General features: G+C 66.2%; 17 protein-coding genes and 1 riboswitch. Of the genes, 6 read left to right on the forward strand and 11 right to left on the reverse strand.

Annotated features, from left to right (window positions below; all coding sequences use genetic code 11):
- Positions 1 to 134 precede the first annotated feature (134 nt).
- From nusB to AC5P5X_RS06365, 4 genes are all read right to left on the reverse strand, one after another.
- Positions 135 to 614, reverse strand: coding sequence for a transcription antitermination factor NusB (gene nusB, locus AC5P5X_RS06350; protein WP_005408062.1), 480 nt, complete (start codon positions 612 to 614; stop codon positions 135 to 137).
- A complete protein-coding gene (gene ribH / locus AC5P5X_RS06355) occupies positions 611 to 1,078 on the reverse strand; it encodes a 6,7-dimethyl-8-ribityllumazine synthase (RefSeq protein ID WP_012479138.1) in 468 nt (155 codons plus the stop codon). The genes nusB and ribH overlap by 4 nt, the downstream gene beginning before the upstream one ends.
- Positions 1,079 to 1,225: 147 nt before the next feature.
- Complete coding sequence (gene ribB, locus AC5P5X_RS06360) at positions 1,226 to 2,326, reverse strand: 3,4-dihydroxy-2-butanone-4-phosphate synthase (protein ID WP_111188859.1); 1,101 nt, start codon at positions 2,324 to 2,326, stop codon at positions 1,226 to 1,228.
- On the reverse strand, positions 2,323 to 2,949 hold the full coding sequence (locus AC5P5X_RS06365; RefSeq protein WP_049397406.1) for a riboflavin synthase: 627 nt from the start codon (positions 2,947 to 2,949) through the stop codon (positions 2,323 to 2,325). The genes ribB and AC5P5X_RS06365 overlap by 4 nt, the downstream gene beginning before the upstream one ends.
- A 74-nt stretch (positions 2,950 to 3,023) precedes the next feature.
- Positions 3,024 to 3,169, reverse strand: a riboswitch (FMN riboswitch).
- A 187-nt stretch (positions 3,170 to 3,356) separates the two neighbouring features.
- Between AC5P5X_RS06365 and AC5P5X_RS06370 the strand changes: the two genes are divergently transcribed.
- The 4 genes from AC5P5X_RS06370 (at position 3,357) to AC5P5X_RS06385 (ending at position 6,525) form a co-directional block, all read left to right on the forward strand.
- Positions 3,357 to 3,977, forward strand: a complete 621-nt coding sequence (locus AC5P5X_RS06370; RefSeq protein WP_049397405.1) for a hypothetical protein — start codon at positions 3,357 to 3,359, stop codon at positions 3,975 to 3,977.
- Positions 3,978 to 4,130: 153 nt separating this feature from the next.
- A complete protein-coding gene (locus AC5P5X_RS06375; protein ID WP_111188860.1) occupies positions 4,131 to 5,015 on the forward strand; it encodes a hypothetical protein in 885 nt (294 codons plus the stop codon).
- A gap of 129 nt (positions 5,016 to 5,144) precedes the next feature.
- Entirely contained in the window at positions 5,145 to 6,056 is a 912-nt protein-coding gene (locus AC5P5X_RS06380; RefSeq protein ID WP_133050600.1) for a hypothetical protein, read from the forward strand.
- 124 nt (positions 6,057 to 6,180) lie between these two features.
- Entirely contained in the window at positions 6,181 to 6,525 is a 345-nt protein-coding gene (locus AC5P5X_RS06385) for a hypothetical protein (protein ID WP_060380869.1), read from the forward strand.
- 25 nt (positions 6,526 to 6,550) lie between these two features.
- Here the strand turns inward: AC5P5X_RS06385 and ribD are convergent, their stop codons facing one another.
- The 7 genes from ribD to AC5P5X_RS06420 all read right to left on the reverse strand — a co-directional run bounded on the left by ribD (position 6,551) and on the right by AC5P5X_RS06420 (position 11,767).
- Positions 6,551 to 7,636, reverse strand: a complete 1,086-nt coding sequence (ribD, locus tag AC5P5X_RS06390) for a bifunctional diaminohydroxyphosphoribosylaminopyrimidine deaminase/5-amino-6-(5-phosphoribosylamino)uracil reductase RibD (protein ID WP_049397401.1) — start codon at positions 7,634 to 7,636, stop codon at positions 6,551 to 6,553.
- A 118-nt stretch (positions 7,637 to 7,754) separates the two neighbouring features.
- Positions 7,755 to 8,276, reverse strand: a complete 522-nt coding sequence (gene nrdR / locus AC5P5X_RS06395) for a transcriptional regulator NrdR (RefSeq protein WP_049397400.1) — start codon at positions 8,274 to 8,276, stop codon at positions 7,755 to 7,757.
- Positions 8,277 to 8,412: 136 nt separating this feature from the next.
- Positions 8,413 to 8,862, reverse strand: coding sequence for a hypothetical protein (locus tag AC5P5X_RS06400; protein ID WP_049397456.1), 450 nt, complete (start codon positions 8,860 to 8,862; stop codon positions 8,413 to 8,415).
- 27 nt (positions 8,863 to 8,889) lie between these two features.
- A complete protein-coding gene (locus AC5P5X_RS06405; protein ID WP_049397398.1) occupies positions 8,890 to 9,306 on the reverse strand; it encodes a hypothetical protein in 417 nt (138 codons plus the stop codon).
- A 6-nt stretch (positions 9,307 to 9,312) separates the two neighbouring features.
- Positions 9,313 to 9,786 carry a hypothetical protein gene (locus AC5P5X_RS06410; protein ID WP_049397397.1) on the reverse strand — a complete coding sequence of 158 codons (474 nt, stop codon included), beginning with the start codon at positions 9,784 to 9,786 and terminating at the stop codon, positions 9,313 to 9,315.
- Positions 9,787 to 9,852: 66 nt separating this feature from the next.
- Positions 9,853 to 11,106, reverse strand: coding sequence for a serine hydroxymethyltransferase (glyA, locus tag AC5P5X_RS06415; protein ID WP_005408051.1), 1,254 nt, complete (start codon positions 11,104 to 11,106; stop codon positions 9,853 to 9,855).
- Positions 11,107 to 11,293: 187 nt separating this feature from the next.
- Positions 11,294 to 11,767: an RcnB family protein gene (locus AC5P5X_RS06420; RefSeq protein ID WP_033834700.1), complete on the reverse strand. Its 474-nt coding sequence runs from the start codon at positions 11,765 to 11,767 to the stop codon at positions 11,294 to 11,296.
- 252 nt (positions 11,768 to 12,019) lie between these two features.
- On the opposite strand from AC5P5X_RS06420, the gene ettA reads away from it, so the two are divergent.
- Both ettA and AC5P5X_RS06430 read left to right on the forward strand, forming a co-directional pair.
- Positions 12,020 to 13,684: an energy-dependent translational throttle protein EttA gene (gene ettA / locus AC5P5X_RS06425; protein WP_005408049.1), complete on the forward strand. Its 1,665-nt coding sequence runs from the start codon at positions 12,020 to 12,022 to the stop codon at positions 13,682 to 13,684.
- Between the two features lie 101 nt (positions 13,685 to 13,785).
- Positions 13,786 to 15,102 (forward strand): NCS2 family permease, encoded by a 1,317-nt coding sequence (locus AC5P5X_RS06430; RefSeq protein ID WP_005408048.1) that lies wholly within the window; start codon positions 13,786 to 13,788, stop codon positions 15,100 to 15,102.
- Positions 15,103 to 15,247 lie beyond the last annotated feature (145 nt).

The following is a 15,247-nucleotide window of genomic DNA, read 5'->3' on the forward strand; positions in this document are numbered from 1 at the left end:
GGGTAGAGTCGACTGTCAGTCGACTGCTCTCCGGTCCGACACTACGACTGCTGATCGAAAGGCAGTCGACTGACAGTCGACTCTACCGAAGCAGATTCCCGCGCCGTTCAATGAACGATGCGGGACGCAGTGGGTCAGTGACCCGATTCGACCTTGCGCCATTCCACGGCGGCACGATCCAGCACGCCGTTGACGTAGGTGTGGCCGTGCTCGGAACCGAAGCGCTTGGCCGATTCGATGGCTTCGTTGATCACCACGCGGTACGGCACGTCCAGGCGGTAGCGCAGTTCGTAGGCGGCCAGGCGCAGCACTGCGCGCTCGATCGCGTCCACTTCTTCGATGCCACGGTCCAGGTACGGGCCGAGGGCTTCGTCGATGTCGCGGCGGTTGTCGAGCACACCGTGCAGCAGCGCCTCGAAATACGCCAGGTCGGCGATTTCGCGGGCCTGCTCGTGGGCGAACTGGGCGATCAGCGACTGTGCGTTGCCGCCGGAGATCTGCCAGGCGTAGATGGCCTGCACGGCACGACGGCGGGCGCGCGAGCGCAGCACCGGATCGACGCCATCGCGGCGGACGGGTTTACCGGAGGGCTTGCCCTGGGTGTTCTTGTTCATGGCAGCTGCTCCAGAAGATTGACCATTTCCAATGCGGCGAGTGCGACTTCCTCGCCCTTGTTGCCGTGGCTGCCGCCTGCGCGGGCCTCGGCGTCTTCAACGCGTTCCACCGCCAGCACGCCGTTCAGCACCGGCACGCCGAAATCCAGCTGCACGCGCATCAAGCCTTCGGCGCAGCGGTCGGCCACGTGCTCGTAATGACGGGTATCGCCACGGATCACGCAGCCCAGGGTGAGGATGGCGGCGTGTTCGTGGGCGGCGGCCAGGCGCGCGGCCACCAGCGGCAGCTCCCAGGCACCCGGCACGCGGATCACGTCGATGTTGGCTTCGGCGATGCCGTTGCCGGCCAGGCTCTGGCGGGCGCCGGCGACCAGCGTATCGGTGATGCGGGCGTTCCAGCGGCTGGCCAGGATGGCGAAGCGCGCCGATTCGGGAGTGCGAAGATCGCCTTCGTAGTGGCTCATATGCGGCTTGGGGGATTCGATTAAGGGGTAATTCTAGCGTGGATGGGCCCCAGGGCGCCCGTGGGTAGTGCCGGCCGCTGGCCGGCAACCCGGGGAACATGGTTGCCGGCCAGCGGCCGGCACTACCGATCCCACGTGCGGTGGAGCTTACGGGGTCACCGTCTCCACCACTTCCAGACCATAGCCGGCCAGGCCGATCTGGCGGCGCGGGGTGCCCAGCACGCGCAGCTTGCCCAGGCCCAGGTCGGACAGGATCTGCGCGCCGGCACCGTTGCGGCGCCACTGGCTCACGTCCTTGTCCTTGCCCGGTACCACCGGTGCCGGCTGCTGGCGCAGGCGGGCCAGCAGGGCTTCACCGTCGCGCGGGGCCTGCAGCACCACCATCACGCCGGCGCCTTCGGCATCGATCGCGCGCAGGGCATCGGTGGCAGCCACGCCGAAGTCGTCACGGCGCCAGTGCAGCAGGTCGGCCAGCGGGTTTTCCACCTGCACACGCACCAGGGTCGGTGTTTCCGCATCCGGCGTGCCACGAACCAGCGCGAAATGCAGGTCGTGGGCGATGCGGTCGCGGTAGGTCACCAGCTTGAACGGGCCGAACTCGGTGTCGATCTCGCGCTCGTCCACGCGTTCAACGGTCTTTTCGGTGGCCAGGCGGTAGGCGATCAGGTCGGCGATGGAGCCCATCTTCAGGCCGTGCTCGCGGGCGAACACTTCCAGCTCCGGGCGGCGCGCCATGCTGCCATCCGGGTTCAGGATCTCCACCAGCACGCCGGCCGGTTCCAGCCCGGCCAGCATGGCCATGTCCACGGCGGCTTCGGTGTGGCCGGCGCGGGTCAGCACGCCGCCCGGCTGGGCAATCAGCGGGAAGATGTGGCCCGGCTGGTGCAGGTCCGACGGCTTGGCGTTGGGCTTCACCGCGGTACGGATGGTATGGGCGCGGTCGTGTGCCGAAATGCCGGTGGTGACGCCCTCGGCGGCCTCGATGCTGACCGTGAAGTTGGTCTGGAACTGCGCGGTATTGGCCTGCACCATCGGCGCCAGGCCCAGATCGGCGGCGCGGGTACGGTTCAGCGGCAGGCACACCAGGCCACGCCCGTGGGTGACCATGAAGTTGATGTCGCTGGCCTTGACCAGCTCGGCGGCCATGATCAGGTCGCCTTCGTTCTCGCGGTCCTCGTCATCGACGATGACCACCATGCGGCCCAGGCGGATGTCTTCCAGGATTTCCGGAATAGGGGCGAAATTCATGCTGCATCTCCTTGCGGGTGCTGACCGTTGGCCGGCACGCTGATCAGGCGCTCGACATAGCGGGCGACCAGATCGATTTCAAGATTGACCGCGCTGCCCACGCCAGCGGCGGAGAACGCGGTGTTGGCCACGGTGTGCGGGATGAGGGCGACTTCGAAGCCTTCATCGTCCACTTCGTTGACGGTCAGGCTGACCCCATCCACGCAGATCGAGCCCTTCTTGGCGATGTAGCGGCGCAGCGAGGCCGGCGCGGCGAAGCGCCAGCGCTGGGCACGCGCGTCTTCGTGGATGGACAGCACCTGGCCGAGACCATCGACGTGGCCGCTGACCAGATGGCCGCCGAGACGATCGGTCGGGCGCATGGCGCGTTCGAGGTTGATGACCGCACCCTCGCCGAGCTGGCCCAGCGTGGTCAGGCCCAGGGTCTCGGTGGAGGCATCGGCCTGGAAGCTGCTGGCGTCGAATGCGATGACGGTGAGGCAGACACCGTTGATGGCGATGCTCTCGCCCATCTGCACGTTGTCGAACGGCAGATTCCCGACATTGAAGGTGAAGCGGACATCGCCGCCGATGGGTTCGCGAGCGGCCAGACGGCCGACGCCTTCGATGATTCCAGTAAACAAGAAACGTTCTCCGCAGGATGTGAGCGAAAAACGCCGCAAGGCAAACAGGCGCACGCAGGGCATTCGCCCTGTGGCACCGTCTTCTTTCATCCGGACTATGACCGTCGGCTCCGGCATTGGACCGGATCTGCTGACCCCCGGCCGTGGGCCGGGGCGCTCGCGGGCTCGTGCTTGCGCACCTACCGCCGGTGGGGAATTGCACCCCGCCCTGAAGACGTTTGTGTACCGGCGAACCGGCCTGGCCAGTGTACCAGCCCGGGCTGAACGGGGTCGGATGCCACAGCTGTGACGGCCGTCGCTCGCAATTTGTAAAACTTTCATTAAAATCCTGCCCTGGACGACATGATGTCGCCACGGGCAGCCGCAAGGGCAGGCCCGCCAATGGACTGAAATTCACAGGAATTCCCATGCGCAAGATCCTGATCGTGGCCGCCCTGCTGGCCGCCGCCCCGTTCACTGCGTCGGCCGACGCCCTGAGCTACACCTACGTTGAAGGTGGCTGGACGCAGGTCAAGGTTGACGACAACGCACTGGACGACCCGAAGGTCGACGGCGGCTACCTGCGTGGTTCGGTCGCGCTGGCCGAACAGGTCTACGTGTTCGGCGGCTGGTCGCGTACCAGCAAGACCCGCCATTACGGCGAAGATTCGCTGAAGCTGGAACTCAACCAGCCGGAGCTGGGCATTGGTTACCACATGCCGTGGTCCGATCGCGTGGACTTCACCGCCGATGCCGCCTGGGTGCGTCAGAACGCCGAATCGACCCTGCGCTATGACGGCGTGCGTTACCACGGCAAGGACCACACCAACCTGGGCCGCGTCACCATGGGTATCCGCGGCAAGCCGTCGCGCATGACCGAAGCCTGGGCCAAGGCCGGCTACATGGATGGCGGCAACAACTTCAAGGGCACCTGGGTTGGCACGGTCGGCGGCCAAATCAACTTCACCAGGACCTGGGGTCTGGTGGGCGAGATCTCCGGCTACCGCGACGTCACCCAGTACTCGGTTGGCGTGCGCGCCAGCTTCTGATCCAACGATCGCTTCTCGTCGAGCGATCGAACGGGCCCCGCAAGGGGCCCGTTTTTTTGGCCGGTGTGCAGCCACCATGTGACCGCTGGTCGCCATCGAAAGTACTGCTGGATGCGCTAGGCTTGCGCGCCTCTGGAAAAGGAAAACACCGTCATGAAGACCTTCACCCGTACCCTGCTGGCCAGCGCCCTGCTGTGCGCCCCGCTGATGGCCGGCGCCGCATCGGCCCAGCTGACCCCCGAGCAGGCCTTCGACCTGTACGCGCGCACCCTGCTGGAAGACGACGCGGCTGCTACCCGCACGCTCAACGATGCGCTGAAACCCGCCTTTGAAGGCCAGGACGCGGTGACCCCGACCCCGGGCGCACTGGCCAAGGCCCTGGCCGAACCGTGGCAGACCGTGCTGGCCAGCGCCGGTGACAAGACCGGCGCTGCGGCCACTGAAGCGCTGTACGCCAAGGCCCTGCGCGATTCAAAGTGCCGCGCGACCAAGAGCGTGGTCGAAGACAACGAATACGTTGAAGACCAGAAGCTGGCGCGCATCAGCTTCAGCTGCCAGGTGCCCGACCTGGGCAAGGTGCGCCCGCTGTTCGCCGCCAGCCTGGCCGCCGATGCCAGCCCGGCCTCGCGCAAGCAGTTCACCGATGCCTATACCCAGGCACTGCAGAGTGGCGCGCGCGTGCCGGTCAGCGGCACCTTCACCCTGTACCCGGCCAAGGACAATGGCTACTGGTACAGCGGCAACTTCGATGATCTGGTAGGCACCGTGGCCGGTGCACTGGCACCGTTCGAAGACTGGATGCAGGACGTGCAGGCCGCCAGCGCACCGAAGGTGACCGGCGTACCGGGCTGCGACCTGCTGCTGCAGCAGCACAGCGCCTGCGTGGCGAAGATCGCGCCGGACCAGATCAGCGGCGTGGATGCGATGGCCGAGGAACTGAAAACAAAGGCGCAGGTGCAGTCGGCCGAAGCGATGACGCAGGAGTGCAAGGCACTGCGCCCGATCGCCGAGATGATGTGGACCGACGAGTGCAGGTGAGGGCGCAGGGGCCGAACGCAGCCGCATTGGCGATATCCGGCTCGACCCCGGCCGCAGGTTCGGACGAGTTGCATGGACAGGCCTGGGGGCGGGGGGCATTCTCCCCCGCCCCGTCCCGATGGAATCACCGTGCACCGCCCTCTTCTCTGCCTGCTTGCCCTGGGCATGCACCTGCCTTTGGCAACTGCCCGCGACAGAACCCCGGAAGACGTCGTTTCCCAGCATCTGCAGGCCATGCATGAACGCAACGACTTCGCACTGCAGATGCTTGTCCAGAAGCAGCAGGCCGACCGGACCGGTGCAACCAGTGATCTCTTCAATGCTCCGCCCATGGCGGAGTTGCTGGCGACCTGGACGAGGAACATCGAGCGCCATGTCGATCCGATCGACGGCGTGGATTCGCCACATCTTGTCTGGGCGCTGCAGGTTCTGGCCAACAGCCGATGCAAGCCCTACCGAAGCGAGGCATGGCACAGTCTGACCGAAGGCATGCAGGTTGCCGACGTGCACTTCAGCTGCCGCGTGGGCGATGTCGAGCGTCTTCGGTACCTGTCCGAGGCTACGGTCTTCGATGGCGGTGAGCAGAGCGAGCAGCGCTTCTGGAGAGCCTATATCGAGACGTTGCGCGACGGCCCCTTCCACGAGATCGTTGGCACCACGCGCGTGGTATCGACCACTCGCGAACCCGCCTGGCACAGCGAGAAGTCGAGGCATCCGAATGAAGACTTCCCCTCCGGCCGCGTCGAACATGACATATACGTGGTTCTGACCGAAGCACTGATCGCACAGCCGCGCCACCTGGACCGCGCGGGCACGCGTGACGCCATCGCACAGATGACAGGCATCGTCGAGTGTGACGACCTGCTGCAACAGCATCGCCGCTGCATGGCACGCATTGCGCCGCAGGAACTGAAGGGGGTGAGTGACCTGGCCACTACCCTGAGCAAGCGGCGACAGCAGATTCCCGAGGCGGAGCTGCTGCAGCAATGCATGGCCTTGCGGCCCGCAATGCAGGCACTCTGGACGCATGAGTGCCACTAGGCCGCGAACAGCCGAACGCACTTTCAGAACCGTTGCATGGCCCATTGCGGTGTGCATGGTCAATGCTGTTGCTCTCTTCCACCGGGGCAACCGCATGAAACATCGTACAGGGTCGACCACGGTCATGCTGCTGGCGCTGATGGTGTGTGGACAGGCCGAAGCGCACAGGCCCAAGACCTTCATCATCCGCCCATCGGTTGCCTTCGAGTCGAACCAGCTACGCGACAGGGACATCGATGCACAGCTGAGCGAAGACGACGACTGCCGTGCATTCCTGATATACCACGATGAATGTGCGCCGACGGTATTGCCGGACGAGTACGACGACGGCATCAGCCGGCGCAGGCTGCGGTCGAAGTCAACGCAACTGACGGGGGAAGCGCTCGGTGCCTACTGCCGGGACCTGCACATGCTGTGGAAGCAGCAATGGGCAGAGCAGTGCCCCGCCGACGAGGACGAGGGCACCTGACGACACAGGAGATGCCGTCATTCCCTCACGGGCGCAACAACAGTCTGATGTCCTCGCCCACCTGGCGCTGGTCAACCACACGCAGGCGGCGCTGCTGGTCCATTGCATCGATGCCGAGGCCGGCCAGCAGCGGGCGTCCGTTATCGCCCAGCAACGTGGGGGCCTGGTACAGCAGCAGCTCGTCCACCCAGCCGCCGCGCAGCAGCGCACCGGCCAGCGTCGCGCCGGCTTCTGTATGCACTTCGTTGATGCCGCGCTCGGCCAGCAGCGCCAGCACCGCGCCCAGGTCCAGCCGCCCTTCAACGCAGGGCACGCTGGCGAATTCGGCGTCGGCCGCATCCGGTGCACTCACCGCTGCATCGTGCAGGTACAGCGTCGGTGCCCCACCCTCGCGCACACGGCTGCACTCCAGTGAGCGCAGGCGCGAATCCAGCACCACGCGCAGTGGCGGCATCACCTCGGTATCGGCCAGGCGCGCGGTCAGCATCGGGTCGTCGGCCAGCACGGTATCGGCGCCGGTCAGGATCGCACCTGCGCGCGCGCGCCAGTGCTGCACGTCTTCGCGCGCGGCCGGGCCGGTGATCCACTTGGAGCTGCCATCGGCCATCGCGGTGCGACCGTCGACGCTGGCCGCCAGCTTCACCCGCAGCCACGGCCGGTTGCGCTCCACGCGCGATAGGAAGCCCTTGTTGAGCTCACGCGCCTGCGTCGCCATCAGTCCTTCGGCAACCTCGATGCCGGCATTGCGCAGCAGATCGAAGCCACCACCATCGACCTTCGGGAACGGATCGCGCATCGCGGCAACGACGCGCGACACGCCCGCTTCGATCAAGGCCAGCGCGCACGGCGGTGTGCGCCCGTAGTGCGCACAAGGCTCCAGGGTGACGTAGGCGGTGGCACCACGCGCCTCGCTTCCGGCCTCGCGCAGGGCGAACACTTCAGCATGCGGACCGCCGGCGCGCTGATGCCAGCCCTGCCCGACCACGCGTTCGCCGTGGGCGATGACGCAACCGACCATTGGGTTGGGGCGGGTGGTATAGGCAGCACGCTCGGCCAGGCGCAGTGCGTTGGCCATGTGCAGGTGGTCGAGGACGGAGAACGGGATGCTCATGCCACCATGGTACCGCCGCTGGCGTAGATCCATGCCATCAGTGCCAACCAAGGTTGGCCCCCACCAGAGCAACGGCCATTGTGCCAACCAAGGTTGGCACCCACCAAGGCAGAAGCGGTCAGCCCTTCTTCTTCTTGGTCAGGGCAATCACGTCGCCCAGCAGCTGCAGCTGTTCGGTACTGGACGGCAGGTCACGTTCCAGCTTCTCGATCTCCTCGCGGAAATCGGCAACGTCCTCGAAGCTGCGATAGACCGAAGCAAACCGCACATAGCCGACATGATCGAGCTTGCGCAGTTCGTTCATGACGAACTCGCCGACCTTGATCGAAGGCACTTCACGCTCGCCGCTGATGCGCAGCTGGTGAACCACCGCCCGCACCGCCGCTTCGATCTTGTCTTCGGCCACCGCACGCTTCTGCAGTGCGCGGTCGAAACCAGCGCGGACCTTGCGCTGGTCGAAGGCTTCGCGGGTGCCATCGCTCTTGATGATCGCCGGCAGCTTCAGTTCAACCGTTTCCATGGTGCTGAAGCGCTCGCCGCAGGCTTCGCATTCACGCCGACGGCGGATCGTCGCGCCGTCTTCGGAGACGCGCGAGTCGATGACCCGGGTATCGGCATGTTGGCAGAAGGGGCAATGCATGGAACGCCTGGCTCAGGGGGCAACCTAGATGCCACGGTCATGGCAGCGTCGCAAAGGTACCTGAGAAAGGGTCCAGCAGCAAATGCTGCCTGCGCGAAAGCCGGAATGGGCGCCTGATGCGCTCTTGGGCCGCCACTCAGCCGGCCGGGCCGGACGCCGGAGTATTCCCGCCCCAGCGCAACCACAACAGGTGCGCGGCCAGCACCAGCAGCAGTGGGCCAAACCCGAGAAAGCCCAAGGTCGAGATCTCCCCTTCCTTGAAGGTGAAATACAGCGTGGCGGCGACGACACCCAGCGCGGCCAGTATTCCCAGCACCAGGCCAATCCATGCGACCACCGGCGCCTGATGCAGGCCTGCGCGACCACGCCACAGGAAGAGGCCGCTCAGCCACATCCAGGACAGCAGGCCGAGCACTCCGGCCGATGACCAGAGCAGCAACAGCGAGTGCTCATCGCCAGTCAGATACTTGCCATCCAGCACGACCATCAACCCCAATACTGCCCCGGTGCCTCCTGCCGCCGCGGTGGGCAGGCCCACCAGCAGGCCTGCTATCCCCATCCATCGTTTGTGCTGCTGCTCATCCATGCGTTCCATTCCCTTTGATTGGCCGCGTCAGGCGCGGCGCTTGAGCCACACCAGCATGGCGGCCGGTACCAGCATCGACGGCCCCAGCAGCAGTAGTTCCAACGCGGCGCCCCCCTGCTGGAAGCCGAACCATGCGGTCATCCAGAGAACCGGCAGCGCTGCCAGCCCACCGGCCAGCAGCAGCCACCACCAGATCGCGCGCACCTGCAGGCCGGCCCGGCCCTGCAGCAGGTAGCCGGCGCTGAGCCACAGCCAGGCCAGGCAACCCGCCACGCCGGCCAGGCCCCACAGCAGTGGCACCAGATCGGGGGAGCGGTTGCCGCCGAAGGATTGCACGCCAACAACCAGGAACATCACCGCGACCGCGCCGCCCATCGCCAGGCCGGGCAGGCCGAGCAGTACCGCCAACGCGGCATACAGGTACTTGAGGCGGCGCTCATCCATGCGCGGTTACTCCGATGCCCGCGCTCGTACGGGCGGCACATCCACGGTATCGGCACGCGCACGCAGCAACATCAGCATGCCGGTGGGCACCAGCAGCGACGGCCCTGCGAAGAGACCGCTCACCACCGCCGGGCCCAACCCGGAGAAGGTATATATCGCCAATCCCAGCAACGGCAGGCCCGCCAGCACGCCCATGCCCAGCAACCACCACCAGCGTGGCGAGGCCGTGCGCAGGCCCTGCAGTCCATCACGCAACCAGATGACGCTGAGCGCGACCCAGGCCACCAGGCCGGCAAGCGCGGCCGTTCCCCAGACGCACATGACGGCAGCGAACCACAGCTTGTCAGCATCCAGCGAGACCAGGCCGATCACCCCCATGACCAGGGCGATGCAGGCACCGACGCCGCCCGCGAAAAGGCTGGGCAGGCCGAACAGCGCGGCCAGCACCACGTACAGATACTTGAGGCGGCGCTCATCCATGCGCGGTTGCTCCAATACCGGGGTCAGAGCCCTTCCCTGCGGGAAGGGATCCGACCCCTGTTTCGATCAGCCGTAGACCGGGTACTTGCGGCACTGCGCGCTGACGGCATCGCGCACGCGGGCAATGACGGCGTCATCGTTCGGCGCGTCGAGCACGTCGGCGATCCAGTTGGCCAGGTCCACGCAGTCCTGTTCGACGTAGCCACGGGTGGTCACCGCCGGGGTGCCCAGGCGCAGGCCCGAGGTCACGAACGGCGAACGCGGGTCGTTCGGCACCGAGTTCTTGTTGACGGTGATGTGGGCCTTGCCCAGCGCCGCTTCCGCGTCCTTGCCGGACACGTCCTTGCCGATCATGTCGACCAGCATCAGGTGGTTCTGGGTGCCGCCGGAGACGATCTTGTAGCCACGCTCGATCAGCGTATTGGCCATCGCCTGGGCGTTCTTCACCACCTGCTGCTGGTAGGCCTTGAAGCCCGGTTCCAGCGCTTCCTTGAAGGCCACGGCCTTGCCGGCGATGACGTGCATCAGCGGACCGCCCTGGATGCCCGGGAACACGATCGACTGCAGCTTCTTGACCAGGTCTTCGTCGGCGCCCTTGGCGACGATGATGCCGCCACGCGGGCCGCGCAGGGTCTTGTGGGTGGTGGAGGTGACCACGTGGGCGTGTTCCAGCGGGCTCGGGTAGACGCCTGCAGCCACCAGACCGGCAACGTGGGCCATGTCGACGAACAGGTAGGCACCGACCTTGTCGGCGATGGCGCGGAAGCGCGCCCAGTCGATCACCTGCGAGTAGGCCGAGAAGCCGGCCACGACCATCTTCGGCTTGTGCTCCAGGGCCAGGCGCTCGACTTCGTCGTAATCGATCAGGCCCTGATCGTTCACGCCGTACTGCACGGCGTTGAACAGCTTGCCCGAGGCGTTCACCTTCGCGCCGTGGGTGAGGTGGCCGCCGTGGGCCAGGCTCATGCCGAGGATGGTGTCACCCGGCTGCAGCAGAGCGAAGTACACGGCCTGGTTGGCCTGCGAACCGCTGTGCGGCTGCACGTTCGCGTAGTCGGCACCGAACAGCTGCTTGAGGCGGTCGATCGCCAGCTGCTCGGCGATGTCCACGTATTCGCAGCCGCCGTAGTAGCGCTTGCCCGGGTAGCCTTCGGCGTACTTGTTGGTCAGCTGGCTGCCCTGGGCTTCCATCACCGCCGGGCTAGTGTAGTTCTCGCTGGCGATCAGCTCGACGTGGTCTTCCTGGCGCTGGGTTTCAGCGGCGATGGCCTTGGCCAGTTCGGGATCGTAGGATTCGATGCGGACGTCACGCGGGAACATCGGGTACTCCAGCAGGCAGGGAAAAGGGGTACGGCTCAGCCCTCGATTGTAGCCCCGCACTGGCCCGCTGGGGCCGAAACAGACGGGGCCGGCATCCCCGAAGGAATCCGGCCCCGTATGGTTTCGATTGATGTCGTGGGGTCAGAGCCCTTTCCGTTGGAAAGGGATCCGACCCCAGCCGCGCCCCTCAGCGGCTGCTGAGTACGTACTGGGCGATCACACCGGTCGCGATGGCGACCAGCAGCATGTTGCCGCGATCATCGCGGATCCACTGGTGCCCGTAGGGCGGGCGACGCAGGTTGTAGCGCGGGTAGTCGTTCACCACGTAGATCGGGCCGCGGTAGTAGTCGCGATAGCGGTGGCCGACCTTCCAGCCATAGCCCGGGCCGTAGGCCGGACGATAGACCACGCGCGGCGGTGCCGGCCGGTAGTAGCGGTCATGGTCGCGATGCCAGTCGCGGCGGTCGCGTTCCCAGTCGCGACGGGCCTCGCGGCGGTCGCGCTCCCAGTCGCGGCGGTCCTGGCGCCACTCACGGCGATCCTCGCGCCACTCGCGGCGATCGTGGTCGCGGCGATGGTCGTTGTCGGCGAATGCCGGGGCCACGGCGCCCAGTGCCAACACAGAGGCCACGGCACTGGCCATTACTCGATTGATGCGCATGTCAGACCTCTGCTTGGTGGGTGGTGAGCCCATATTGCGCAACCGATCTGAACCGTTTCCGGCTGGAAACGCTTCCCGCTGCAGGACTGTGACCGAGTATTCAGGCGATAGCCAGCCCGGCGGCGCCTCCCGGGAGCGGCCCGGAACCGGTTCCGGCTATAATTGGCGGTATTCCATTTCAGTCTGTGCCCGCTGCCGCAACGGGATCTACCCGTGACGGGTCGGGCGCAGGGCCGCGCCTACGGAGACCGCATGTCCTCGCAATACATCTACACCATGAACCGCGTGTCCAAGGTGGTCCCGCCCAAGCGGCAGATCATCAAGGACATCTCGCTGTCCTTCTTCCCGGGCGCGAAGATCGGCCTGCTGGGCCTGAACGGCGCCGGCAAGTCCACCGTGCTGAAGATCATGGCCGGCGTGGACACCGATTTCGAGGGCGAGGCCCGCCCGCAGCCGGGCATCAAGGTCGGTTACCTGGCGCAGGAACCGGAACTGGACCCGACCAAGACCGTGCGTGAAGCGGTCGAGGAAGGCGTGGGCGAAGTGCTGCAGGCCCAGGCCGCGCTGGAAGCGGTGTACGCCGCCTACGCCGAGGAAGGCGCCGACTTCGACGCGCTGGCCAAGGAACAGGAGCGCCTGGAGGCGATCCTGGCCGCTGGCGACGCACACACGCTGGAAAACCAGCTGGACGTGGCCGCCGACGCGCTGCGCCTGCCGCCGTGGGATGCCATCGTCGGCAAGCTGTCAGGTGGTGAAAAGCGCCGCGTGGCCCTGTGCCGCCTGCTGCTGCAGAAGCCGGACATGCTGCTGCTCGACGAACCGACCAACCACCTCGACGCCGAGTCGGTGGAATGGCTGGAACAATTCCTGGCGCGCTACACCGGCACCGTGGTGGCCGTCACCCACGATCGCTACTTCCTGGACAACGCCGCCGAGTGGATCCTGGAACTGGACCGCGGCCGCGGCATTCCGTGGAAGGGCAACTACACCGACTGGCTGACCCAGAAGGACGAGCGCCTGAAGCAGGAAGACAACCAGGAAAAGGCCCGCCAGAAGGCGATCCAGAAGGAACTGGAGTGGTCGCGCCAGAACGCCAAGGGCGGCCGCACCAAGGGCAAGGCCCGTCTGGCCCGCCTGGAAGAGCTGCAGTCGGTCGATTACCAGAAGCGCAACGAGACCAACGAAATCTTCATTCCGCCGGGCGAGCGCCTGGGCAATGCGGTGATGGAGTTCAAGAACGTCTCCAAGAAGTTCGGCGACCGCCTGCTGTTCGACAACCTGAGCTTCCTGGTGCCGGCCGGTGCCATCGTCGGCATCATCGGCCCGAACGGTGCCGGTAAGTCGACCCTGTTCAAGATGATCACCGGCCAGGAAAAACCGGATACGGGCGAGATCGTGGTCGGCCCGACCGTGAAGCTGTCCTACGTGGACCAGAGCCGCGACGCGCTGGAAGGCAACCACAACGTCTTCCAGGAAATCGCCGGCGGCCTGGACATCCTCAACATCAACGGCATCGAGATCCAGTCGCGCGCCTACATCGGCCGCTTCAACTTCAAGGGCCAGGACCAGCAGAAGATGGTCGGTTCGCTGTCCGGTGGTGAGCGTGGCCGCCTGCACATGGCCAAGACCCTGCTGCAGGGTGGCAACGTGCTGCTGCTCGACGAACCGTCCAACGACCTGGACATCGAAACCCTGCGTGCGCTGGAAGATGCGCTGCTGGAGTTCCCGGGCAACACCTTCGTCATTTCGCATGACCGCTGGTTCCTGGATCGCATCGCGACCCACATCCTGGCGTTCGAAGGCGACTCGCACGTGGAGTTCTTCCAGGGCAACTACCGCGAGTACGAAGAAGACAAGCGCCGCCGCATGGGCGACGACGCCGCGCCGAAGCGCCTGCGCTTCAAGGCGCTGAAGTAAGGCAACCGGAAAGGCCGCGCTCGCGCGGCCTTTCTCCTTTTTGCAATGTGTACCGACCATGCATGCCGGCCAGCGGCCGGCATCTACCCATGAGCGACCCCATGTCCCTGTTCGAGCGCCTGTTCCAGCTGCAGCAGCACGGCACCACCGTGCGCACCGAGCTGCTGGCCGGTGTCACCACCTTCCTGACGATGTCCTACATCGTCTTCGTGAACCCCGAGATCCTCGGCACCACCGGCATGGATGCGGGTGCGGTGTTCGTGGCCACCTGCCTGGCCGCCGCACTGGGTTCGGCAGTGATGGCGCTGGCCGCCAACTTCCCGGTCGGCATGGCGCCCGGCATGGGCCTGAACGCGTTCTTCGCCTTCACCGTGGTCGGCGCCGCCGGCCTGCCGTGGCAGCAGGCACTGGGTGCGGTGTTCATCTCAGGCCTGGTGTTCCTGGTGCTGTCGCTGACCGGAGTACGCGCGTGGCTGGTATCGGGTATTCCCTCATCGCTGCGCTCGGCCATCGTGGCCGGCATCGGCCTGTTCCTGGCGATCATCGCGCTGCAGAAGTCGGGCGTGATCGTCGGCAATGAAGACACGCTGGTGGCACTGGGCCCGTTGAACACGGCGCCGCCGCTGCTGGCACTGGCCGGCTTCCTGCTGATCGCGGTGCTGGAAGCGCGCCGCATCCGCGGTGCGATCCTGATCGGCATCCTGGCCGTGACCGGCGCTGGCTGGGCATTGGGCGACGTGCAGTACCAGGGTCTGGTCTCGCTGCCGCCGAGCCTTGCACCCACCTTCCTGCAGCTGGACCTGCCGGGCCTGCTGCACCATGACGGCGGCGCACCCATCGCAGTACTTCTGCAGGTGGTGCTGGTGTTCGTGCTGGTGGAAGTGTTCGATGCCACCGGTACCCTGTACGGCGTAGTCGGCCGGGCTGGCCTGCTGAAGCTGCCGGGCGCGCAGAAGCGTTTCGGCCGCGCGCTGCTGGCCGACAGCACCGCGATCGTGGCGGGCTCGATGCTCGGCACCAGCAGCACCACGGCCTTTGCCGAAAGCGCCTCCGGCGTGCAGGTGGGCGGCCGCACCGGCCTGACCGCACTGGTGGTGTCGGCGCTGTTTCTGGCGGCGCTGCTGTTCTCGCCGTTGGCAGCGATGGTGCCCAGCTATGCCACCGCGCCGGCCCTGTTGTTCGTGGCTGGCCTGATGCTGCGTGAGCTGGTGGAAGTGGACTGGAGCGACCTGACCGAATCGGTGCCGGCGGCGCTGTGTGCGCTGGCGATGCCGTTCACCTACTCGATTGCCAACGGCCTGGCGTTCGGCTTCATCGCCTATGCCGCGCTGAAGGCGGGTACCGGGCGCTGGCGCGAAGTGCATCCGGCGGTGTGGCTGGTGGCGGTGCTGTTCACCCTGCGCTACGCGTTGGAATAAGTGGTAGGCGATGCCGGCCAGCGGCCGGCACTACCAGATGGTGATTCACCTGCCATCCGGGGCGCGATGCCGGCCAGCGGCCGGCACTACCAGATGGTGATTCACCTGCCATCCGGGGCGCGATGCCGGCCAGCGGCCGGCACTA

This window comes from Stenotrophomonas sp. YJH_SMC_91 (assembly GCF_059368495.1).

Coding starts and splice junctions, on each gene's coding strand:
- ettA (WP_005408049.1), top strand. CDS start 12,020: ATGTCCTCGCAATACATCTACACCATGAACCGCGTGTCCAAGGTGGTC.
- nusB (WP_005408062.1), bottom strand. CDS start 614: ATGAACAAGAACACCCAGGGCAAGCCCTCCGGTAAACCCGTCCGCCGC.
- AC5P5X_RS06385 (WP_060380869.1), top strand. CDS start 6,181: ATGCTGCTGGCGCTGATGGTGTGTGGACAGGCCGAAGCGCACAGGCCC.
- ribD (WP_049397401.1), bottom strand. CDS start 7,636: ATGAGCATCCCGTTCTCCGTCCTCGACCACCTGCACATGGCCAACGCA.
- glyA (WP_005408051.1), bottom strand. CDS start 11,106: ATGTTCCCGCGTGACGTCCGCATCGAATCCTACGATCCCGAACTGGCC.
- ribH (WP_012479138.1), bottom strand. CDS start 1,078: ATGAGCCACTACGAAGGCGATCTTCGCACTCCCGAATCGGCGCGCTTC.
- AC5P5X_RS06410 (WP_049397397.1), bottom strand. CDS start 9,786: ATGGATGAGCGCCGCCTCAAGTATCTGTACGTGGTGCTGGCCGCGCTG.
- AC5P5X_RS06430 (WP_005408048.1), top strand. CDS start 13,786: ATGTCCCTGTTCGAGCGCCTGTTCCAGCTGCAGCAGCACGGCACCACC.
- nrdR (WP_049397400.1), bottom strand. CDS start 8,276: ATGCATTGCCCCTTCTGCCAACATGCCGATACCCGGGTCATCGACTCG.
- AC5P5X_RS06420 (WP_033834700.1), bottom strand. CDS start 11,767: ATGCGCATCAATCGAGTAATGGCCAGTGCCGTGGCCTCTGTGTTGGCA.
- AC5P5X_RS06400 (WP_049397456.1), bottom strand. CDS start 8,862: ATGGATGAGCAGCAGCACAAACGATGGATGGGGATAGCAGGCCTGCTG.
- ribB (WP_111188859.1), bottom strand. CDS start 2,326: ATGAATTTCGCCCCTATTCCGGAAATCCTGGAAGACATCCGCCTGGGC.
- AC5P5X_RS06405 (WP_049397398.1), bottom strand. CDS start 9,306: ATGGATGAGCGCCGCCTCAAGTACCTGTATGCCGCGTTGGCGGTACTG.
- AC5P5X_RS06375 (WP_111188860.1), top strand. CDS start 4,131: ATGAAGACCTTCACCCGTACCCTGCTGGCCAGCGCCCTGCTGTGCGCC.
- AC5P5X_RS06370 (WP_049397405.1), top strand. CDS start 3,357: ATGCGCAAGATCCTGATCGTGGCCGCCCTGCTGGCCGCCGCCCCGTTC.